Origin of the sequence: Chryseobacterium sp. OV279, assembly GCF_900128945.1 — a bacterium.
Classification (GTDB): Bacteria; Bacteroidota; Bacteroidia; order Flavobacteriales; family Weeksellaceae; genus Chryseobacterium.
The window spans coordinates 704,266-725,106 of record NZ_FQUD01000002.1; the positions used below are offsets into that span (position 1 = coordinate 704,266).

Here is a 20,841-nt window from a genome sequence, read left to right on the forward strand (position 1 = left end):
GATTTTATTTGTGTTTATAGTTATACTGAGTTTCCTGCAGCGTTTTTCCTTCAGCATCAGTTACTTTCATCAGCCTGTTGGCACTATCATAAACATTTACGGTTCTGATGCCGTTGGCAGAGATAGAGTTCGTTACCCCTATCATTGGGTCATAGGTAGTTGCCGATACATTATAATTTTTCAGTGCAGGATCTTTTCTTAAGGCCTCCAGGGCCTGTAACAATGCAGGTTCATTAGCAGGATTATCACGGTCTGCATTGGATGCATCTATGGCCGCAGTAACCGAAGCCAGAGAAGCTACCTGAGAATAGGCTGCTCCTGCGATCACGGCAATGGGCTTGGTCTGGTAATATCCCCAAATGGTTGTGGTTGGAATTCCGTTTTTTCCGGTGATCTGGACAAGGTTACCCTTGCTGTCATAAAGATCAAGCGTAGAAGCGGTATAAGGATTTTGGGTCTGCATATTGTAACCGATCACGGAAGTAGCGTATATGTGAGATGGGTCATCAAATTTGGTTTCGGCTTTTCCTACCAGCTTTCCGTTTCTTTTGGTAGAGGTTTCAAGAGGAATATCAACCATATTGGCACTAAGCAGCTTTTGTATCCCTTTGTCTGCGGGATAAAGAAGCGTTTTTTCCAGGATGGTTCCATCAGATAATGTTTCTTTAGAAGAGGTCATGTTGCTATAAGTATCCTCAAAAGTACTTTCTGAGGTTGATACCAGTTTTTTTGCTGTCCCCGAAATATAGTTTTCTGTTGTAGCACTTTGCTTTGAAATGATTATTTTTTTCACAGGAACAACAGGGGCATCTCCTTCTATAATGTTAGACAAAGGAACTTGCTTTAGGTCATAACTCATCTCGTTTTTTTGAAGCAACTGTCCTTCACTGTAGGTTTCTTTTTTCTCAAGAAATCCCATACTACGGATATAGGTACTCATATCTTTGTCTGAGAACCCAAAAGAAGGTGTAATTCCAGGAGTAATATCTTCCGGATTTCTGAAGTAATATTTTGAATAGCTACCGTTAATCATATCTGTTACCTTGATATTGGTGTATCCAATGGGTTTAATTCCATCTCTTGATCCAATAAAACTAAGCTCTACACTTTGATCCAGTATTGTTCCGCTGGAACGTAACGGGTTGTCAAATAGGGAATATTCATATTTTGTATAACTCAGTGGAGAGGATGCTCCGGAGTTGAAGTTTTTAATGCTTTTGATGCGCAGGCCGTGCCCATAGTCATTGTCATCAATACGCGTTTTTTTAAATGCATAAAGTTCTATGGTCCCTTCACTTTTTCCCTGGAACGTAAAATTAAGGGTTCCTTCACTTTCAAATGTCAACATACCATTTTGGCAAAACTCATTATTATTGACACCATAAGTATAGAGTTGGGGTTCAACACCGTTAATGTATATGGAATATTCGCGAGTTCCCGGTCTAACCGGAGGTCCGTAGTATAAAGCATCAAATTTCACCATCGCCACCTTATAATCGGCGGGGACAGTATAGGGCGGAGGATATTGCCCGGGCTCTGTTCGATAGGTAATGGTCTTAATTTTTTCAAAAGGATAATGATCATAATAGCCATTTGAAGCACTATTGTTGTTGTGTGGTAGTGCTTGAGATTCAAATTCATACTCAGTCTTTCCTCCTGATGGAAGGGTAATGCTTTTCAATGCCCCATAGGTACATGCTTCACGGTTCCTAGCCTCTGCAGAATGTAAAATACCACTGTCAAAATCACAATAATTAAAAGCATTTGGATAGCCAAAGCTGTCGGATCCGTTATTAGATCCCGAAGGGATAGGATTATATTCAAAAGAAAATTTTTGGATCTGATTGCTATTTTTATCAAGATTAATGAGTCCAATCAGATGATCTCCGGATCTTTCAAAAGCATATTGATTGATGACTGTATTTCGGGTATCTTTGAGAACAAGTTTATCTAAAATGTACCAATCTGCATTCTTTTCTGCACTTAGTAAAGGAGCCGGACCTGCATGCCTGTAAAGATATTCTATACTTCCTATACCATGAACGGTAATTTTCTTGATTTTCTGCTGCTGTAGTGAACCCAGAAACTGATTATACAGTTCTGTTGTAGTTTCATATTCAATAACAGCTGCTTCTTCATTTTTGATATTAAAAATCTTAGACAGGAAAAAACCGCTGTTAACCATTCTTGTAATTGTGGTTATATCGCTTATGTTTATTGTATTGATATTAAGCTTATCAAAAAGATAGCTATTCCCTTTAGTATCAGTAATGGTAAAAGACTTTATTTTACCTTCCTTTGTATCTTTTGTAATGGCTATTTTATCGTTTGATGGTGATGTGTGTACAGCTTCCAGTTCCTGGGTGGAGCTATTATTGGTGATAAAGAATTTTCCGCTTCCTCCAGGATAACTATAAGAAAAAACATCAGAATCAATTTTCCCATTAGTGCTTTTACTATAATCTTCTGCTCTGCGGGTTTTATCTCTTACAATACTTCCAACACTGGAAAGATTCCAGCCTAGGCCTGCATCACTGATCAGACTAAATCGGTTAAGGCTCTCAGTAGTGTAATTGACTGACAAGTTAATACCAATACCTGTTGTGGGAACCTCTATCCCAAGCAGTGGAAGGCCTATATTAGGAATGCCTTGAAATACATTGGCATCACCGTTCGTCACATAATCATATTTTTGAAGGCCTATTTTATCCTGCGCAGAAATGCTGATATTTCCTAAAAGAGCAGTCAATAAAAAAGCACTTAGTATTAATTTTTTCATCTTTGTTTATTTCTTTATGAGTTTAGCATTTGCCGTTTTATTTCCATCCGTTTTTATCGTCACCAGATAAGCCCCCTGAATCAGATTCTGAGTATTGATCTTCGTTACTTTATTCTTCGTTTTCAAGCTCTGAAGCTGTCTTCCACCCATATCATACAGCATAATATCAGCTTCTTTGAAATCGAAACCTATTTCTACATAAGCATAGTCTGAAACCGGATTCGGATAAATTTTAATATCTTGTTTTTCAATTAATTTATTGATCTGGCTGTCTCCAAGCTTGACAATCTTCCAGTTCTCTTTTCCAAGTTCTTCCGCACTGGTTCCTGCCAGAATGATGGAGCCATCTCTGTTTAATTTTATGTCTGAAAGTCTTTCCTCTTTCTTTCTGGATTCTCCTTTCACATATTTTCTCCACTCTTCATTGCCGTCCTGGTTCAGGTACAGCATCCAGAAGGTTTCATCATCTGTCTTTATCTTTCCTTCTGCCTGTGTATAGCCTCCTAAAAGAATTCCTTTTGAGGATTTATCATCTGCTGAATGTAGGACACTCATTCCCATTAAAATATCTCTGTTTTTGAAATTGAAAGACTTTTGCAAGATTGCATCGCCTCTTTCGTTTAAAGAAATTAGCCATAAATCTGTTCCTTCTTCAATCCCTACCGTTTTATTTCCCGATCTCTCAGATCTGGATTCTCCACCGATTAAATATCCTGCCGATGTTAAAGCCAATGTTCTGATATGATCATCGCCTTTGCCACCAAAGTTCTTCTCCCATTCTACTTTTCCGGTTTTATCAAGTTTGACGATCCAATAATCTCCCTCGCCGAAATTATCCGTAGACTTAGCGGTTCGGGATACGAGATGCGAGGTTGCCGAAGAAGACTTATCCGTGGAACCCGAAACCCGGATCTCGGAACTTCTCGAGTAAATTCCCAACAACGCTCCTCCATCTCTGGTAGGAATCATTTTCTCCACTTCATCCAGACCTTTTCCGCCCAGAACAGTTTCAGAAAGTATTTTTCCATTTTTATCCAATCTTGAGACCCAAACATCTTTTGACCCATAACCGCTAGTTCCCTGAGGCTCTCGAAGGGAACTTTGTCTGTTTCCAGCGACAAAAAATCCTAGGTCTGTTGTTTGAATAACAGATCGTGCTTCCTCATCAGAAGAACTTCCCAATGTTTTCTGCCAAAGTTCATCTCCGAATTCATTGATTCTGATCAGCCAGACATCAGATCCACCTTTGGAATCTTCTTTTTTATCCAATCCTTTTCCGGAATAAGATGTTCCGGCCAGAAGAAAACCTCCTTCCTGAGTGGCTACAGAAGCCGAAAGATAATCATGATTCTGCCCTGAGAAATATTTCTCCCAAACCTGCTCTCCCTGCTGGTTCAGTTTGATTAAATGGAAATCGTAACCATTATTCTGTTGACTCCCTTCCTGTATTTTGGATGCCTGAATTGAGCTTCCCGAAATAAGATATTGCTGATCAATAGTCGTCGTAACCTGGCTTAGAAAATTCTGTGTAGAAGACCTGATGTCTTTCTGCCACAATACTTCCTGGGCAGAAAGCCCCAGAAGCGTGCACAAGGTCAATGCACAGGAGTAGAATTTCTTCATCTATTTGTGTTTTAAATTAATATTAGTTTTATAAATAATGCGGCAAATTTAACGTTTTTTAACATATCTACAAGTCTCTTTAATTAGATTTAATGTGAGTTTTATCACTTACCGAAGTTTTTATAGCACAATGTGTTTTGATGAGGTAAAGGTATCATCACATAGCGATAAAACGTGTCGTATTATAATCGTTCGGGAATAAATCTACGGTATTACGGAAGAGAATAATCAATAGAAATTAAAGTCTAAAGCAAAAAAAGAGAAACCCGAAAGTTTCTCTTTATTATATACTATTTTCAGTTAAAATATCTTTATCCCTGTAAAACCGGAATAATATGCTCCCATTGCAGCTGTTGTGCATAGTCCAGCGCTGTTTTTCCGTTTTTGGATCTTACATTTTTATCGGCTCCGGCTTGCAGGGCAATTTTTACAGAAGTTAAATTTCCGGCAATCGTTTCTTTGTGCAGAAGCGTAAGACCATTATCATCCGCATGAGTCAGTTCATCAGGATATTCCTGCAGGAATTTCACGAATTCTCCTTCCATATTTTTACTCATCGGATGCTCTGTCAGATTTTCAGGTTTTTCCTTTTGCTCGTTCACCACGAGTATATCATTGAAATCTCCGAAATCCAGCTGCCAGGCGTCATCATGCTCCTTTCTTTCATCTTCCGGCATATCGGCACGCATTTTATGAATCGTAAATCCGCCGTAAGTTTTCGGTAGAGTATTTTCAGATGAAGAAAACAGTTTGGAAAGTCCTTTCTGTTTCTTTACTGCCGGAGTAATGGCAAATAACCAGTCACTGATCTTATTCAGAGGAATTTCGAAATAATCTCCGGGCTGTATGTTGGTCAGTTCATTAGGCTCATTCATCAGGAAACCGCTTACATGGTCGCCGTCAAAATCAATTTCATTGATCCACATATGCTCCACGGTATTTTCTCCGGTTTCAGGATCTTCCTGGCTGAATGAAGCTTTCACACAGGCCAGATCAAGACCCGGTATAATCCTTCTGTTTTCCCAGGACTGCTCCCGCCAGAAATATTTAAAAGTTTCTCTTGCTTTTTCATACGCTTCGATCATTTTGGGATCTTTCCCATCAGTAAATACAAACGAATTCTCTTCCATTGTGATTGGTGATTGATAAGTTAATAGTTGATAATGATGCCGGGTTCAAAAGTGTCTGAAACGCTCTTAAACCCGGCATGTTTTATTTTACTAAAATACGAAAAAACGTAAACAAATGTTTGAATTTTTCGGTAAAATTTTAATGTATTTTTATTCTTTATCTGCCATTTTAGGTAGGAGGGCAGCGGTTTTGTAGTAACTTATATCTGCGTCAATCTTGCTTTGCAGATTTTTAAAAGTAGCATATTCATAATGTTCCCATTCTTCATCATTGTCAGGATTGGGTGTTTTGTCTATAGCCAGTTCCAGTTTTCCGTCTTCCTGATAGCTGAATTCGATAGCGGCATATTTTTCACCGTTTTCATCATCAGCATACCAGCATTTCGTTGTTCTTTCCGGTATCGGCTGAAGTGTTTCATTATCAAGTATTTGAGAGCAGATGAAATTTTCAGGGTCATGGTGATAAAAAACGGTCTTTGAAACCAAAGGTTTTTCATCTACAGCCAGGGAATACATTTTATTGGTGGCAATGATGAAATCTCCGGCATTTTCCCTTTTCTCAATATCAAAAAGATCAGATTTTTCCTTCAGATAGTTCACGATCTCTTTTTCATCCTCCTCGTGGTTTATGAAATAATTGATGCTGTATATTTCATCTTCGGTGAGAAATTCAATTTCTTTCAGCACTTCAGAATCTTTTTCGTAATAATATAAATGATAGTCGTCTAATTTCTCAGCTTTGGCTTTTGAAATCACTTCTCCAAAAATGTTTTTGTATACTTTTTTCATGTTAGTCGTTTAATGTAGGTTGTGTTACCATTGTGTTTGTGTCAGGGAAAATTGGGAATATCTTACACACCTTTAAATCCCGCAGCCTTTAGATACAATTATCCTGCTTTGGTTAAGTTGGCTTTAGGAATTTTATGCAGTTTTGTGCAGCATTTTTTCAGGATGATTATTCCTGAAGTTCAAAAGCCATTGATATTTACAGTTGTGGTAGAAATTCGTTGATAGTGTCAGAATACACTTATCATTAACGGAATTGTGATCCGTTAGGAGGATTAGGGTTTTATTCTGGTTGTCTGTATGACATACCATTTGTACTTTTTCCCATATGCATGGACGCTATCCACGAGTTTAAAATGTTTACTTCTGTACTCAGTTTTCATGGGTGTTTTTTTTATGAGTTCAAATATATTTAAAATCAGAGAATTAAGGAATAATATCTGAATTTTTATAATAAGGATTTTTTGATAAGAAACCCGGGTATATTAGATCCATCTCTGAAGCGTAAATATATGGGGTCTCTGCATTACAGTGTTCAATGGCGGAAAACTCACCATGATCATCATATAAAAGCTCTACACTATACTGGAGCTGTTCGTCAAAATAATATTTTCTGATGATGACTTCTGATCCTCCGTTAAAATAATTTTCTTCCTTTTCATAAATCATCCGGTCATTGTTGTCATAAAGGCTGGTAAGATAAAACTCATCGTTCTTTCCCTTACTGTAGGCTGTACTGAATTCTTTCCTGTATCCACCAATATTTTCAGTTCTTATCAAAGAAAAATCTATCTCATGGAATGTTTTTACCAGAGCTGAAACTATTTCCTCTTCAGATTCATATTCCTTTATAAAATATTGAAATTCAGAATATTTGTCTACAATAGTGTTGTCAAAAGGAGCAGCATGTAGAAAAGCTTTCCATAAAAAAAGTATCTCCTTAAGATCTGAAAAAGGAATTTCCTGGAGGTGTGTCTGCTCAGGATCAATATCCTCAAACAGAGCGGAAGTATCTGTGTATCTCATGGTGAGAAAATCAAGATAGGTCTCCATGCAGTATTCGGGATCATAGAAGCCTTCTGAAATAATGAAATTAATCTCTGAAACTATTTCATCAATACTTTCGTCATCTTTAAAACGGCTTAGAAAATAGCCTAGGAAATCATTGTCCACACGATGTATGGCTGTTTTCATATTAACCGTCTTATCACTGGGAAAAGTGAAGGGACGGTCTACAAAGAAGAGCTTATATTTTTCTAAAATCTGCATTGCTTCATGATTAAATGTACATCGGGACAGATATTGAGATTCAATAGGTTGATTAGTTTTTATTAGAAAGATAAAATTTGATTTTTTTATTTCTGCTTGGTATTGATTTTTAAATTAAACATCTTTTATAAAGTCTTCGTATTCATAGTAAAACCTTTCAAAGCCATCCATTTTATCCCAGAAAAATTCGAAAATTTCCTGCCAGGTATTTTTGTTGAATACAGAAACCCCGTGTTTTTCAACCCAGATTTTGCTGATTACTTTTCCATTGTCAAGCGTAAAAAATTCTTCTTTTTGAAAGTCTCCTATAAAATCTTTCAAAATATCTTCCAAAGACCAGATCTTATAATAATACGCATTCCGGAAGATCTCATCCTTCATTTCGATATCCAATGAGACCTCCGCTTTTTTATTATCGGCATTAAATTTAAATGACATATCCTTGATCTTCGTATCATAGAGGAGCCATTTTCTGGGAAAAGACTTTCCAAAAGCCGTCCAAAATTCCTTTTTTAGCTGTTGAGCTTCTTGTTTACTGAACATGTGACAAACATAAGAATTTAATGGGAAAAGAACAACGTTATGAAAGTTAATGTATCAATTAGAGAAAATACATTTTTTCGATCATCATGTTCCCATTTATATTATTCAAACTATTTTCTTATTTTTGCTGTAATGCTTTCAAAAAAATCCCAATATGCTTTTAAAGCGCTTTCGTACCTTGTAGAAAAAAGGAATGATGGCCCGGTCCTTATATCCGAAATTGCGGAACGTAAGAAGATCCCTTTAAAGTTTTTAGAAAATATCCTGCTTGAATTAAAAAAAGCAGATATCCTTGACAGTAAGAAAGGGAAGGGAGGAGGATACTTCCTGAGAGAAAACCCTGAAAATGTGAAACTGGCCAAGATCATCCGATTAGTGAACGGCCCTATTGCCATGCTTCCCTGTGTCAGCTTAAACTTCTATGAAAAATGCGAAGACTGCAATGAAGATCACTGCGGGCTGCATGATGTGCTCATTGAAGTACGGGACGCCTCACTGAATATTCTCGAGAAAAAAACTTTAATGGATCTGGTTGATTAACCCGGTCCTTTTTTTTTGAATAATTAGTCTACTTTTTTGGTAGGATAATATTTTTATTTGATATTTGCAGTAGTCCAAATGACCCAATCACACTAAAAACTGCTCTGGTGCAGGTTTTAAAAGTTTCCGAGACCTTTAGATCTGCCAAAAGATCTGGATCCATGAAACTGAAAAGGTAGAGCAGGGGCTGTAATGATATTTAATATGATAATTTCAAGAAAAATTCAGATAAGACTCAATGTATTCTTTGTTACAGCTGCAGTCCTGCTGATCTCCGTTTTGTCCATGTACGAACTCGGCTATATGGATGAGCTGCTGAATATTTTAGCCAAAGACAATTATGTATTTTACTGGATGCTTCTCGTAGGAGTTGTGGCAGAAATTGTAGCGGGATCTATGGGAATGGGCTATGGGGTGATTTGTACAACGACGCTTTTATTCCTCAATATTCCGCCTCATATTGTAAGTGCAAGTATTCATTCTGCGGAGAGTTTTACGACTGCTGCGGGAAGTTTAAGTCATATCAAGCTTAAAAATGTAAGTAAAAGTCTGGTTAAAAAACTGGCCATTCCGGCAGTCATCGGAGCCGTTATCGGAGCGGTAAGTCTTACGTATCTTGGTGAATATTATGCTAAAATTACCAAAACGGTTATCGCTTTTTATACCCTTTATCTGGGAATTCAGATTCTATCCAATGCTTTTAAAAAGAAACAGAACCGGGCTATGAAAAGGAAGACAAACCTTACAAGGCTGGGCGTTATTGGTGGATTTATAGATTCATTTGCAGGAGGTGGCTGGGGTCCATTGGTGACCGGAACCCTGATCAAAAATGCATTCACGCCAAGATTTGCGGTGGGAAGTTCTACTGTTGCTAAATTTATATTAACCATAACAGCTGCCGTTACTTTTTTCTTTACCCTCGGAATCCAGCACTGGAATATTATCCTGGGACTTCTGATCGGTGGAATTATCACGGCTCCTTTTTCTGCCATGCTTACGGCAAAGCTTCCGGTGAAAAAAATGTTCATAGTCATTGGAATCCTTGTGATTGTAATGAGTTCCATAACTATTTATAAATCAGTTTTTAATTAAATCAGACAGAATTTGTAGAAAAATAAATGCCTGAAAAACATTTTTCGTTTTGAAAATATTCTACTTTTACACCACTAAATATTAGAACATGAATTTACATATAGTAGCGCTTTTTAAGTTTAACGAAAACTATCTGATGGACGCTGTAGAGCTTTTTCAAAATCTGGTAAAAGAGACGAGAAAAGAGGAAGGATGCCTTCAGTACGACCTTATCGAGGATAAAGATAACAAAGGAACTTTCTTTCTGATCGAACTTTGGGAAAGCGTTGAGCACCATAGCAGACATCTTGGACAGGACCACCTTCTTAATTTCCGTAAAGATGCTTCAAAAATGATGGAAAGTGCTGCGGAGGTGTATAAAGGGTTTAAGATTTATTGATTTTAAAGATTTAAAGATTTAAAAATTGAAGAATTTAAAAATTAGGGTTAAGTAATCATTGGACCTCTTAATCTTTAAATTTTTCAATGCTTTAATTAAAAATAAAATAACAAATAAAAGGCGGTTTCAGATTCTGAAACCGCCTTTTGATTAGAAAAAATAGAAAGTATTAAAATTTTGAGTTTATTTTACGATAAGTTTTTTCGTTTCCGTACTGCCTCCGAAAGTGATTTTTACGATATAGTTTCCGGCAGTAAGGTGAGATAAGTTCAGATCCTGCTTGTAGAAACCAGCCTGATTGCTAAGTTCTGCAGTATGTACTATTTTCCCGGTAAGGTCATAGACTTCTATGCTTCCTTTATTGTTTGCTTTTTCTTTAACATCAAAAAGAACAGTTACTTTTTTATCAGCCGTTGTTGGGTTTGGATAAATCCCGAAAGAAGCTTTTTTGCTTACTTCTGTGATCCCTAAAGTGGCTGTAATCTTCTTGTATTTGAAATACATATTTCCGGTTTGGGTACCTTCATTTGAGATGAAATACATTCTGTAATAGTCTGTGCCCTGTTTTACATAATATACTGCGTCAGAATATACTCCCGAAGTAGGCTTCCATGAATGACCGATAGTCGTAATATTACCGGAGAATGCTGTTGAAGCCGGAAGAGTAGAAGTTGCCGTTTCCTGAGTTTCAGGTCTTACTTTGGCTACTGAAATATTCGAATTTTGGATAACTCCGGACATTCTGTATTTCATGGTTTGCGGATTTCCCTGTGGGTCGGTATAAGGATAATCTGTGTAATATCTTGTAAACATCATGTCCCAGTTAGATCTTGCAGGCTCAAGGTTGGAAACCTTTTCACCGGTAGCAAATGAGAAGTAGTTGAAATAAGCATCATCAGATCCGTTGGCAACTGTTTTGGTTTGTGTAGCATCCCATGAAGAGGTTGCTGCATTCCATTTTGCATATTTAAAAGTATATCCTCCAAAATAATCTTCGATCATAAATTTCACAGACGCCCCTGAAGCGTACTGCATGATGAAGATTACTTTTCCTTCTACGTGATGGTTTAAAGGGTTATATTCTCCCCATCCATACGTTGCAGATCCTTGTTCAAATGCACCTTCCTGCAGATAGGTCGTGTTGTCAACATTAAAAAGTGGAGCTCCGTAAGAAGCGATGCTATTGCTTGTGATGTTGTTCCAGTCAGCCGGATTGGCAGATGCCTGATACACTTTGATATCATAAGCATCATTAATTCTTGTTCCAAAATTAGTTGCAGATGCTCTGTAAAAAGCTACATCCCATGAATTAGCGGGCTGTGATACTATATTATTGGCACTAAAGTCGAAAAAAACGCGGTTCTGGTAACTGCTCCCCATAGACAGATTAACTGTCGTGTATCCATTAGCATCCGTCTGTGCCAGTACTGTTTGTTGAACTGAAAGTGCAAACAGAGAGGTCAAAAGTAATTTTGTTTTCATAACAAGTAAAATTTATATGGTATTCTTATTTAGAATGATTCCACAAAAGTATATAATTATTTTTAATCATTCTAAATAAAAACATGATATTTATCCTGTTTCATTATAATTCCGTGATCAATACTGGTATTTTTGGCATAAAAAAAAGCCGGCTGGAAAACTTCCAGCCGGCTTTATAAAGGGATACTGTCTAATAAACCTTATTTTTTGATGAACTTAGATTTTACTACTGAACCTTCTGCAGTTTCCACAAGCATATAGTAAACGCCTGTATGCAATCCACTGATGTCAAATTTTTGTGCTTTTAATTTTCCTTCAGCAACTTTTTGTCCTGAAGCAGAATAAACTTCAATATTTTTAGGTTCTGTTCTTGTGATAAATTCTAAAGCTGTGTTGCTTGAATTTACTGCAAATTTGAAGTTCTCATTTACTTTAGCAGTATCATTAACTCCTAAAGAAGAAGAAGCTTTATATACTACATCATCAACCTGTATTGCTACGTGAGTGGCTGAAGGTGTAAATTTAAAAACGATATATGAACCTGTAGAAGCTGGAATATTAACAGTGATATTTTGTGTTACTCCAATTGTCGTTACATTAATAAGATTCCCTACTGGTACGAAAGTAGTCATGTCACTAGGGCTTGTAGAAACCCCGATCTGAATGGTTCCAGGACCTGGAGAAGGAGATACCAATGTCGTTGTGAATGTTAAAACTTTATTTCCTGTAGGAGCCTCTATCTGAGGAGAAATAAGGTAAGAAGAAGCTGTTGCATTATTACCGGCATAAGCCTGGATGAATTTCTGAGTATTATCATTTTCAAGTGCAGCTACAATCATTCTAGGCGGTGCTGGTGGAAATGCACCCGTAATAGGAGCAACTACTGCAGCCCAGCCTCCCTGTGGAAATGTGGTGGTTCCAATAGTAAAGTTGTTGAAATTTTCATTAAGCGCAGCTACTTGTGCATTCGCTGTAACAGCCGTAAACATTAAAGTTCCTAAAAGTAGTTTTAATTTCATAACGTATCTTTATTTAGAATTATTCCACAAAAATAAGTATTAATTTTTAATTGTTCTAAATAATCATAAATTTAACGTTTAAATTTTATTATTGATCCCATACAAAATCATTGCTCTTTCATTACAGGAAGAGATGAATCAGGTATGGAAAGTAGAAGAGGGAGAAAACAAGTTGTTTGAAGTGAGAAATACACTCACAGGATTATTTTAGTATGACTGCGAATGATTATAAAACCATTATCAGCTTCCAGTCTCCCTATTCCGGCTTCCTATCCACTAATTTTTTATTGCCTGCCCCAGATTCATCTGTTTCTAATAAATAACTCTCTTTTTGCAGTTTATTTTAATTTGAACGAAAAAAATTATGATAAATATCAATTTTTGATTAAAAATATTTACACAAGCGCTTCTCTAGAATGTTGTTTGTTGTGAAAAGGCAAAAAAAGAAATAATATTTTCCATTATTTTTAACTATTCTAAATAAAGCGTTATATTTGCCAAAATTTTACTCTATGAAGAAGAAAGTGCTTTCCGTTCTATCACTATCCATTGCCTTTTGGATGAACGCACAACAAAAAGATTCTCTTAATAAAAATAAAATAGAGGAAGTTGTCATTACAGGACAATATACACAGCAGTCGATTAATAAATCTATATATAAAGTTGACGTAATTGATGCCCAGCAGATCAAAAATATGGCTGCAACCAATGTGGCAGATGTTTTAAATCAAAGTCTTAACATACAAATTACACCAGATACCCGCTCAGGAAATTCTACCGCTAATATCATGGGGCTTGACGGGAATTATGTAAAAATATTAATTGATAATATTCCGGTAGTAGGAGATACAGGACTTGGAAGCAATATTGACCTAACCAAACTTTCCCTGAATAATGTAGAAAGAATTGAGATTGTAAAGGGAAGTATGGGGGTAGAATATGGAAATGGAGCAGTAGCCGGAGTCATCAATATTATTACCAGAAAAACAAGCACAAAAAAGGTTGCTGTAAAAGCATCTCTTCAGGAAGAAACGGTAAGAGATAACTACGACCTTAAGAAGAAAGGAAAGGGAAGACATATTCAGAACTTTAACGTAGATTATAATATAGACAACAATTGGTTTGCGAATATCAGTTTCAATCATAACCAATTCATGGGGTACGAAGGCGAGAGTAAAGGATATAAATATTTTGGGACAGACCCGGAGATAAAAAGAGGCTATGAATGGAATCCGAAGGATCAATACGACGCTTCTGCATTGATAAGATACAGCAAAAACAAAACTTCATTCTATTATAAACTTTCTTATCTGAACGAGAAATTTAATTTTTATAATCCTGAGACCAACAGGATTCCTCTTAACGATGGTCTGGGAGGCGTTGTTTACCAGAGCAGAGATAGAGAATACAATACCAACAGATGGATTCATCAGTTCAATATCCAGGCAAATTTAGGGGATATCCGATATATGGGAGACTTTTCTTATCAGACCCAGGATAGAAAATACTTTGATTACAACTACGATATTCCTAACAGATCTGTTACCAGTAAAGATGAAAAAAGATCATATTATCAGACAGATATCGTGTATTCAAGAGGGATGTTCAGTAATTTTCTGAACAATAAAACTTTTGATTTCCAGCTTGGTTATGAGCTGGATTATACCAATGGCCAGGCAGCGCTTATTGCAGGCCAGTTTTTTGGTGAATCTGTGAAAAGAAAAATCTTTACCTATTCCAATTTCCTTTCAGCGGAATGGAATATCTCAGATAAATTCTCATTAAGACCAGGGGCAAGACTTTCAGTAAGTGATATGTTTGATAACCAATTCAATTACTCCCTTTCTGCGAGACTGAAAACTTCTGACAACTCAAATCTGAGAGCTGTTGCCGGGACGGCCAACCGTTTTCCTACCTACGATGAGCTGTTTACTTTCTTTGTGAATATTAATCATGATGTTCAGGGAAATCCTGATCTGAATCCTGAAAAAGGGTTTTCTGCAGGTCTTTTCTGGGATCAGAATTTTTCAGCCGCTAATGACTGGAAAATAGCTTATAGTGTTAATGCACTCTATCTGGATGTACAGGACAGAATAGAAATGGTGATGATAAAAAGACCTTCCACCTATAAATATATGAACCTCAATACCTACAGAAACATGCTTTTATCTGCAAACGTAGATTTTAGAAAAGATCAGTTGGCATTTTCTTTAAGAGGTTCGGTGAATGGTACTTCTGTGTCATTAAATGAATTGGAACATACTTCTCCTACAGATTTCCAATATCTTGTACAGGCAGGAGCATCCGTAAATTATAAACTGAAAAATATAGGGACAGGCTTTTCTCTATACTATAAATATACAGGTCCCGGAAGAAACTATGTATTGGAAAATGATATCGAAGGTTTCAGACTTGGTAAAACAGACGGTTTTCATATGATGGATTTTATCGTAAGTCAGCCACTTTGGAAAGATCATCTTGAAGTGTCTGCGGGGGTGAAAAATATATTTGACGTTACAAGTCTGAATTCTACTTCCAGTGCAGGAGCTGGCCATATTGCAGGGGCAGACCGTATTAATTTATATTACGGAAGAAGCTATTTTGCAAGATTAATTTATCAATTTTAAAACTAAGCTATCATTATGAAATATTTAAAAATAGTATCTCTTCTGTCCATCATCGCTTTGCAGTCATGTCTGTCAGCAGATGAAGATCCGGTGCCGGTTGCTCCTCTTACGGGATCAGTAGTAGATGTTGCAGTAGGAGGACCTACAGAACCTAACCAGGTGTGGATTGATTTAAGTGACTACAAAAATGCGGTTACTAATACAAGAACAGACTGGGACCTTGGGTTTTATACAGGAGATGCATTTCGCGTAGTGATCAATGGATCTATAGCAATGACAGTTGCAAAAGTTCCTAATGCCACAGATATCAACATGGTAAAGGAATCAGATGTTGCTGCACTGAAAACAACGGCTCAGGTGGGAACATTCAATGCTTCCAATATGCAATATGTTGATAATCCTATTGGAAATTTCCTGACACAAACTACAGGAATCGATGCCATTAAAGAAAACGATGCAGAAAATCCGATTTATCTGGTGAACATGGGAAGGGATGTTCCACCTTCCAGCAATATTGGAGCCGGATCTGTAAATTTATCAGGAGCTGCGAGAGGCTGGAAGAAAGTGCAGATTCTACGTGCCCTGAACGGATACAAAATACGTTATGCTGATGTAGAAGCCACAACTTATAAGGAATATCTTATCGCAAAAGATACAGAGTATAATTTTACCTATTTCAATCTTAAGACCGGAGCACCCGCTAAGGTACAGCCTAAAAAGAAAAAATGGGATTTAGCATTTACAACGTTTACCAACGAAGTATTCTCAGCTCCGACTACCAGTGCGGGAAGCTATTTCTATGCTGATTTTATTATCACCAATACGCTGGATGGCGTTGGAGTATATCAGGTAAATGCAGGAGGTAATCTTGAACAGGCTTATAATGCATTCAAATTAAGTGATGTAGATCAGTCTAAATTTATTTTTAATGACCAGCGAGCTCTTGGAGATAAATGGAGAACGACTACCGGAACACCGGATATACCACAACCATTTGTATACTCAGACCGCTTTTTTGTCCTAAAAGATGCAGAAGGATTTTATTTTAAATTGAGATTCAATGCTATGAAAGACAAAAATGGAAACCGTGGTGCTTCCAATTTTGAATTTGACCCTTTATAATCAATCAAATAAATCGTATATCATGAAAAAAATAATTCTTGCAGCTTCCATTCTGATGGCAGTGTATTCATGCAAAAAAGAAGAAGGTGCAAAAAAAGAAAATACAACAGAAACCTCTGCTGAAGCTCCGAAAAGCAACAATAAAATTGTTACACTAAGCGGTGGAGTTACAGAAATTGTAAGTGCATTGGGCCATGAAAAAGAAATCGTAGGAACAGATGTTACAAGTACTTATCCTGAAACTTTAAAAACTACAGCTAAAGGACTTGGTCATGTAAGATCAATGACGATTGAGCCTATCATGGCGGTAAATCCTACTTTAATTTTAGCTTCAGAAAAAGATATCAATCCTGAATTGATGACCAAGATTAAATCTTCAGGAATCAAAGTTGAGGTTTTCAAACAGGATTACACCGTAGATGGAACCAAAAAACTAATTGCTGATGTAGCAAAAGCGGTTGGAAATACAGAGTATCAGAAATTAAATGATAAAATCGATGCTGATTTAAAGCAAATCCAGCCTATCGCTAAAAAACCTAAAGTATTGTTCATCTACGCAAGAGGAAACATGCTGATGGTTTCAGGAACAAAAACACCAATGGATGCACTGATCAGCCTTGCCGGCGGACAGAATGCCGTAACCGATTTCGAAGATTTCAAACCTTTGACACCGGAAGCAGTCGTAAAAGCTAATCCGGATGTTTTATTCTTCTTCTCAACCGGCCTTGAAGGTGCAGGAGGAAACGAAGGAGCACTTAAAATGCCGGGCGTAGCACAAACCAACGCAGGTAAAAACAAGAAGATCATCGCAATGGATGGAGGGTTAGTTTCAGGTTTCGGACCTAGACTAGGAGAAGCAGCATTAGGATTAAACAAACTTTTAATTGAGAACACAAAGTAAACTGTACTTTTATCTAATAATAGGTGCCGTACTGCTTGCTATCATAGCAGTACTGGCGCTTAATACTGGAGTCTACGACTTCGGAGGAATGTCACCCTTCAAAGTTTTATGGCAATATATAAAAGGAGATCCCGACTTATCTATAAGCAACAAATATGTGATCTGGGATGTGCGGGCAGCAAGGATCATTATGGCCATTTTAATAGGAAGCATGCTGGCGGTTTCCGGAACCGGTCTGCAGGGGCTTTTCAAAAACCCTCTGGCGACAGGAGATCTGATAGGTCTTACATCCGGGGCAACATTACTGGCGGCAATTGCCATTGTTTTAGGAGGACATTTCAAACAGTATCTTCCTGAAGCCGTACAATTTTCAATAGTAGGCATTGCAGCATTTATTGGTTCCCTTTTATCCATGATGCTTGTATACAGGATTTCTACGGCTGGTGGAAAAACCAATGTAGTGATGATGCTTCTTTCCGGAGTAGCCATTACCGCAATCGGGTTTTCGATCACCGGATTTTTGATCTATATTTCAAAAGATGAGCAACTCAGAGACCTTACGTTCTGGAATCTGGGAAGTCTGGCGGCAGCGACGTGGACGAAAAATATTATTTTAGCAGTCGTTCTGGTCATTTCTTACATCATTCTGCTTCCAAAGGGAAAGGCTTTAAATGCCATGATGCTTGGGGAAAAAGATGCACAGCATTTAGGAATCAATGTGGAAAAGCTTAAAAAGCAGATCATTATTATTGTCGCATTAATGGTGGGAACATGTGTGGCATTTTCAGGAACGATAGGATTTGTAGGGCTTATTGTCCCTTACATTCTAAGACTTTTGTTTAAATCCAATTACACATTTATCCTGCCTTTATCAGCCATATGCGGAAGTATATTATTGTTGACGGCAGATACGTTCAGCAGAAGTATTGTAGAACCTTCGGAACTTCCGATCGGGATTCTTACAGCACTGATGGGAGGTCCTATTTTTATTGCTATTTTAGTTAAATTCAAAAAATCTCTGTAATGATAAAGGCACATCAGATCAGTTACAAACACAAAGACTTCCATATTCTGGACGGGATAGATGTTGCTCTTGGATACGGTGAATTTCTTGCCATTGTAGGCCCGAACGGAGCCGGAAAATCAAGTTTGCTAAGCGTTTTGGCTAATGAGATCAAGTCCAGACAGAAAATACTGTTTAAAGATAAAGATATCACGCAATGGGATGTGAGAGAACTGTCTCAGCACAAGGCTAAATTTTCTCAGCACAACAGCAATGATATTCCGCTTGAAGTAAAAGATGTGATCATGATGGGAAGGTATCCCTATTTCGATGCCCAACCCGGAAAAGAAGATCTTGAAGCCATGAATAATATGATGTATGAAACCGACATCTTTCACCTTAAAGACAGAGAATACAACACCCTGTCCGGAGGTGAAAAGCAGCGTGTACATCTTTCAAGAGTCATGGCGCAGCTCGAAAATGAAATTGCCCACAAGCTGGTCTTTCTCGATGAGCCGCTGAATAATTTGGACATCAAACATCAGTATAAGGCGTTGGAAATTATTAAAAAATTCACCAAAAAAGCCAACAGCGCTATCGTTGTACTGCATGATCTGAATCTGGCAGCCCAGTTTGCCGACAAAATTTTATTAATGAAATCAGGAAAGGTGTCTGCATACGGAACGCCACAGGAAGTATTCACAGCTGAAAATATCAGTCATGCCTATAATTTTCCGTGCACCATCTGCGAACACCCAATTACCAATAACCCAATGATCATTTTTGGATAACCATGGAAAAAGATGAATTAAAAATCCTCGCTCAGAACCTTGCCAATCCACAGGGAGAAAAAGGAGTTGAGATCGGCGAGATGATGAACGCTACCAACATCAGCATGACCTTAGAAAGCGTCAAAACGCTTTTAATAGAAGATGATGAACACATCCTTGAAATAGGACACGGAAATGCCGGACATCTGAAAAATATTTTAAGCAGAGCCCAAAATCTGAAATACACAGGAGTAGATATTTCTGAAACCATGTACAATGAAGCAAAAAAGCTGAACAAAGACTTTGAAAGCCATGCCGATTTTGTATTGTATGAAGGAAAAAAACTTCCCTTTGAAGATAAAACGTTTGATAAAATATTTACCGTCAATACCGTTTATTTCTGGGAAAACCCGGTTGAGTTTCTCAATGAGATCTACAGAGTTTTAAAGAATGACGGAACTTTCGTTCTTACTTTCGGACAGAGAAAATTCATGGAAACGCTGCCGTTTACGGAATTTAATTTCACCATGTACAGCAACAGCGAAATGGAGGAGTTGGTTTCCAAAAGCCACTTCAAGAGAATGAAAATTTCTGAAAAAGAGGAAGATATTCAAAGCAAATCCGGAAACGAAACCATCCACAGAATTTATACAGTTTTAACCATAAAAAAATAAAATAATGAGCACGTTAGTTAATGATTTAAAGGAAAAATGGGAAGCTCTGAAAGCAGAAAATCCACATATAAGAATAAGAAACGCTGCGGCACAGTTAGGCGTAAGCGAAGCTGAATTATTGGTAACAAGCATTGGAGAAGGCGTTACGGTTCTGAATGCTGATTTCCCTGCTATCCTTACCGAAGCAGAGAAACTTGGAAAAGTTATGGCCCTTACCCGCAACGACGAATGCGTGCACGAAAGAAAAGGAATTTACCAGAACGGTGATTTCAGCAGTCCTCATGCACAGCTTTTCGTAGGAGAAGATATTGACCTTAGAATATTCCTTAACCACTGGAAATCTGCATTCGCAGTAGTGGAAGGAGATAAAAAAAGCCTTCAGTTTTTTGGAAAAGACGGTCTTGCCCTTCATAAGATCTATCTGACAAAAAACAGTGAGGAAGCAGCTTTCGATGCGATTGTAGAACAGTTCAAGGCTGAAGATCAGAATCAGGCATTCGCTGTTGAGGCAGTGGCTCCAAAAGCTCCTGAAAAAGCAGATGCTGAAATTGATGCGGAAGGATTCAAAAAAGCATGGACAGAATTAAAAGATACCCACGATTTCTTTATGATGACAAGAAAATTCGGGGTAAGCAGAACTCAGGCATTAAGACTGGCTCCGGAAGGATTTGCTAAAAAAATCGATAATGCTAAAGTGGTGAATGTTCTTGAAGATGCTTCAGAAAAGAATATTCCAATTATGGTATTCGTTGGAAACAGGGGAATCATCCAGATTCACACCGGAAATGTGAAGAAAACACTTTGGCACCAGCAGTGGTTCAATGTAATGGATCCGGATTTCAACTTACACCTTGATGTGACAAAAATTGCAGAAGCATGGATCGTGAAGAAACCTACTGAAGACGGAGAAGTAACGGCTATCGAAGTATTCAACAAAGAAGGAGACTTCATCGTTCAGTTCTTCGGAAAGAGAAAGCCGGGAATCCCTGAACTTCAGGAGTGGAAAGATCTCGTAGCAGAATTAGAGAAATAATAATTAGATGATTTTGAATGGGCCGTTTTGTTTTTTAATTCAAGACGGCCTTTTGTTTTTGATGCAGAT

The 20,841-nt window shown here is 37.5% G+C and carries 18 protein-coding genes; 10 read left to right on the top strand and 8 right to left on the bottom strand.

Translation table 11 applies throughout. The features are described 5' to 3' along the window. Positions 1–4 precede the first annotated feature (4 nt). The 6 genes from BUA72_RS10945 to BUA72_RS10970 form a co-directional block, all read right to left on the bottom strand. Positions 5–2,779, bottom strand: a complete 2,775-nt coding sequence (locus BUA72_RS10945; RefSeq protein WP_139259588.1) for a hypothetical protein — start codon at positions 2,777–2,779, stop codon at positions 5–7. A 6-nt stretch (positions 2,780–2,785) separates the two neighbouring features. Continuing rightward, entirely contained in the window at positions 2,786–4,402 is a 1,617-nt protein-coding gene (locus tag BUA72_RS10950) for a T9SS type A sorting domain-containing protein (protein ID WP_072922940.1), read from the bottom strand. Between the two features lie 311 nt (positions 4,403–4,713). Further along, on the bottom strand, positions 4,714–5,532 hold the full coding sequence (locus BUA72_RS10955) for a DUF2314 domain-containing protein (RefSeq protein WP_072922941.1): 819 nt from the start codon (positions 5,530–5,532) through the stop codon (positions 4,714–4,716). A gap of 150 nt (positions 5,533–5,682) precedes the next feature. Then, positions 5,683–6,321, bottom strand: coding sequence for a hypothetical protein (locus tag BUA72_RS10960; RefSeq protein ID WP_072922942.1), 639 nt, complete (start codon positions 6,319–6,321; stop codon positions 5,683–5,685). A gap of 423 nt (positions 6,322–6,744) precedes the next feature. Then, complete coding sequence (locus BUA72_RS10965) at positions 6,745–7,587, bottom strand: hypothetical protein (protein ID WP_072922943.1); 843 nt, start codon at positions 7,585–7,587, stop codon at positions 6,745–6,747. Between the two features lie 114 nt (positions 7,588–7,701). Further along, positions 7,702–8,130 carry a DUF4268 domain-containing protein gene (locus BUA72_RS10970; RefSeq protein WP_072922944.1) on the bottom strand — a complete coding sequence of 143 codons (429 nt, stop codon included), beginning with the start codon at positions 8,128–8,130 and terminating at the stop codon, positions 7,702–7,704. A 132-nt stretch (positions 8,131–8,262) separates the two neighbouring features. On the opposite strand from BUA72_RS10970, the gene BUA72_RS10975 reads away from it, so the two are divergent. From BUA72_RS10975 to BUA72_RS10985, 3 genes are all read left to right on the top strand, one after another. Beyond that, positions 8,263–8,670, top strand: a complete 408-nt coding sequence (locus BUA72_RS10975) for an RrF2 family transcriptional regulator (protein WP_034726378.1) — start codon at positions 8,263–8,265, stop codon at positions 8,668–8,670. 204 nt (positions 8,671–8,874) lie between these two features. Further along, positions 8,875–9,762, top strand: a complete 888-nt coding sequence (locus BUA72_RS10980; protein ID WP_072922945.1) for a sulfite exporter TauE/SafE family protein — start codon at positions 8,875–8,877, stop codon at positions 9,760–9,762. A gap of 88 nt (positions 9,763–9,850) precedes the next feature. Next, positions 9,851–10,141 carry a putative quinol monooxygenase gene (locus BUA72_RS10985; protein ID WP_047448412.1) on the top strand — a complete coding sequence of 97 codons (291 nt, stop codon included), beginning with the start codon at positions 9,851–9,853 and terminating at the stop codon, positions 10,139–10,141. Positions 10,142–10,324: 183 nt separating this feature from the next. Here the strand turns inward: BUA72_RS10985 and BUA72_RS10990 are convergent, their stop codons facing one another. Next, positions 10,325–11,623 (bottom strand): T9SS type A sorting domain-containing protein, encoded by a 1,299-nt coding sequence (locus BUA72_RS10990; RefSeq protein WP_072922946.1) that lies wholly within the window; start codon positions 11,621–11,623, stop codon positions 10,325–10,327. A gap of 200 nt (positions 11,624–11,823) precedes the next feature. Beyond that, on the bottom strand, positions 11,824–12,642 hold the full coding sequence (locus BUA72_RS10995) for a T9SS-dependent choice-of-anchor J family protein (protein ID WP_072922947.1): 819 nt from the start codon (positions 12,640–12,642) through the stop codon (positions 11,824–11,826). A 512-nt stretch (positions 12,643–13,154) separates the two neighbouring features. Between BUA72_RS10995 and BUA72_RS11000 the strand changes: the two genes are divergently transcribed. From BUA72_RS11000 to BUA72_RS11030, 7 genes are read left to right on the top strand one after another with little or no spacing between them, the layout of a single operon-like run. Continuing rightward, complete coding sequence (locus tag BUA72_RS11000; RefSeq protein ID WP_072922948.1) at positions 13,155–15,269, top strand: TonB-dependent receptor plug domain-containing protein; 2,115 nt, start codon at positions 13,155–13,157, stop codon at positions 15,267–15,269. 15 nt (positions 15,270–15,284) lie between these two features. Continuing rightward, positions 15,285–16,391, top strand: a complete 1,107-nt coding sequence (locus tag BUA72_RS11005) for an HmuY family protein (RefSeq protein WP_175548886.1) — start codon at positions 15,285–15,287, stop codon at positions 16,389–16,391. A 22-nt stretch (positions 16,392–16,413) separates the two neighbouring features. Further along, positions 16,414–17,292: a heme/hemin ABC transporter substrate-binding protein gene (locus tag BUA72_RS11010; protein ID WP_047448392.1), complete on the top strand. Its 879-nt coding sequence runs from the start codon at positions 16,414–16,416 to the stop codon at positions 17,290–17,292. Then, on the top strand, positions 17,276–18,316 hold the full coding sequence (locus BUA72_RS11015; protein WP_047448389.1) for a FecCD family ABC transporter permease: 1,041 nt from the start codon (positions 17,276–17,278) through the stop codon (positions 18,314–18,316). Before BUA72_RS11010 ends, BUA72_RS11015 begins: the two co-directional genes overlap by 17 nt. Further along, positions 18,316–19,086 (top strand): heme ABC transporter ATP-binding protein, encoded by a 771-nt coding sequence (locus BUA72_RS11020; RefSeq protein WP_072922950.1) that lies wholly within the window; start codon positions 18,316–18,318, stop codon positions 19,084–19,086. Before BUA72_RS11015 ends, BUA72_RS11020 begins: the two co-directional genes overlap by 1 nt. A 2-nt stretch (positions 19,087–19,088) precedes the next feature. After that, the gene (locus BUA72_RS11025) at positions 19,089–19,739 is read left to right on the top strand and encodes a class I SAM-dependent methyltransferase (RefSeq protein WP_072922951.1); all 651 of its coding nucleotides are present in this window, start codon (positions 19,089–19,091) and stop codon (positions 19,737–19,739) included. Between the two features lie 4 nt (positions 19,740–19,743). Continuing rightward, on the top strand, positions 19,744–20,772 hold the full coding sequence (locus BUA72_RS11030; RefSeq protein ID WP_034726367.1) for a hemin-degrading factor: 1,029 nt from the start codon (positions 19,744–19,746) through the stop codon (positions 20,770–20,772). Positions 20,773–20,841 lie beyond the last annotated feature (69 nt).

Excerpts from the sequence above, each read along its gene's own strand:
- BUA72_RS10945 (WP_139259588.1), bottom strand. The coding sequence starts at position 2,779 with ATGAAAAAATTAATACTAAGTGCTTTTTTATTGACTGCTCTTTTAGGA.
- BUA72_RS10950 (WP_072922940.1), bottom strand. The coding sequence starts at position 4,402 with ATGAAGAAATTCTACTCCTGTGCATTGACCTTGTGCACGCTTCTGGGG.
- BUA72_RS10960 (WP_072922942.1), bottom strand. The coding sequence starts at position 6,321 with ATGAAAAAAGTATACAAAAACATTTTTGGAGAAGTGATTTCAAAAGCC.
- BUA72_RS11010 (WP_047448392.1), top strand. The coding sequence starts at position 16,414 with ATGAAAAAAATAATTCTTGCAGCTTCCATTCTGATGGCAGTGTATTCA.
- BUA72_RS10985 (WP_047448412.1), top strand. The coding sequence starts at position 9,851 with ATGAATTTACATATAGTAGCGCTTTTTAAGTTTAACGAAAACTATCTG.
- BUA72_RS10955 (WP_072922941.1), bottom strand. The coding sequence starts at position 5,532 with ATGGAAGAGAATTCGTTTGTATTTACTGATGGGAAAGATCCCAAAATG.
- BUA72_RS10975 (WP_034726378.1), top strand. The coding sequence starts at position 8,263 with ATGCTTTCAAAAAAATCCCAATATGCTTTTAAAGCGCTTTCGTACCTT.
- BUA72_RS11005 (WP_175548886.1), top strand. The coding sequence starts at position 15,285 with ATGAAATATTTAAAAATAGTATCTCTTCTGTCCATCATCGCTTTGCAG.
- BUA72_RS10990 (WP_072922946.1), bottom strand. The coding sequence starts at position 11,623 with ATGAAAACAAAATTACTTTTGACCTCTCTGTTTGCACTTTCAGTTCAA.
- BUA72_RS11020 (WP_072922950.1), top strand. The coding sequence starts at position 18,316 with ATGATAAAGGCACATCAGATCAGTTACAAACACAAAGACTTCCATATT.
- BUA72_RS11000 (WP_072922948.1), top strand. The coding sequence starts at position 13,155 with ATGAAGAAGAAAGTGCTTTCCGTTCTATCACTATCCATTGCCTTTTGG.
- BUA72_RS10970 (WP_072922944.1), bottom strand. The coding sequence starts at position 8,130 with ATGTTCAGTAAACAAGAAGCTCAACAGCTAAAAAAGGAATTTTGGACG.
- BUA72_RS11030 (WP_034726367.1), top strand. The coding sequence starts at position 19,744 with ATGAGCACGTTAGTTAATGATTTAAAGGAAAAATGGGAAGCTCTGAAA.
- BUA72_RS10995 (WP_072922947.1), bottom strand. The coding sequence starts at position 12,642 with ATGAAATTAAAACTACTTTTAGGAACTTTAATGTTTACGGCTGTTACA.
- BUA72_RS10980 (WP_072922945.1), top strand. The coding sequence starts at position 8,875 with ATGATAATTTCAAGAAAAATTCAGATAAGACTCAATGTATTCTTTGTT.
- BUA72_RS11025 (WP_072922951.1), top strand. The coding sequence starts at position 19,089 with ATGGAAAAAGATGAATTAAAAATCCTCGCTCAGAACCTTGCCAATCCA.
- BUA72_RS10965 (WP_072922943.1), bottom strand. The coding sequence starts at position 7,587 with ATGCAGATTTTAGAAAAATATAAGCTCTTCTTTGTAGACCGTCCCTTC.